The sequence below is a fragment of the Arthrobacter sp. ZGTC131 genome, from assembly GCF_002929275.1.
Classification (GTDB): domain Bacteria; phylum Actinomycetota; class Actinomycetes; order Actinomycetales; family Micrococcaceae; genus Arthrobacter.
The window spans coordinates 1-528 of the sequence record NZ_PJIK01000107.1 but is presented as its reverse complement, the minus strand read 5'-3'; the positions used below and the strand labels follow the sequence as shown (position 1 = coordinate 528).

Sequence of the window (528 nt, the reverse complement as noted above, 5' to 3'; positions counted from 1 at the left end):
TTGCCGGCACCGGCTGGTCCGATTCCCAGCGCTAGGAGCTTCTCCCCTGTTGTGAATGAGCGAGCGAGTTCAATCTGTCCCTCGCTAAGTGTCTGTCCTTGTTTCAGGTGCTTTTCCAGAACCTTTGAGAAGCGTTCAGCGGACACCGCCGGTATGACTGTGAGCTGCGCTGCGGCCAGAACGTTATGTTCTGTCTGAAGCACTTCACGCGAGGTGAAGAGCGTGCTTTCAGCCTGCCGGAATTGGCTGCTCCCGTCCGCTCGGGCGAATTCTCTAAGCCGGAAAGGGACGGCGGTGGAGGTGACGCTGAGGCTGTGCGTGGCCGTCGCTGCACGGGTAATCTTTTCGACCAGTTCATCGGGCATTGTCTTGCTCGGAAAAGATTCCTTTAGGTGCCGGTGGACCTGAGCCAGAACATGGTTCCTCCCCCAGGTGGCACGTTTGGGGGAAAGCTCGTGAACGATCAGCCGTGCATGTTCGTGAACGTCCACGGCATGCATGTCCACCGGTGCCGCAGCCCGTCTCGAC

The 528-nt window shown here is 58.9% G+C and carries 1 protein-coding gene; it reads right to left on the bottom strand.

All coding sequences use genetic code 11. The features are described from left to right. Nucleotides 1–491 (bottom strand): hypothetical protein (locus tag CXQ90_RS21905; protein ID WP_219816759.1); only part of this gene is annotated, 491 nt, incomplete at its 3' end. Between the last annotated feature and the right edge of the window lie 37 nt (nucleotides 492–528).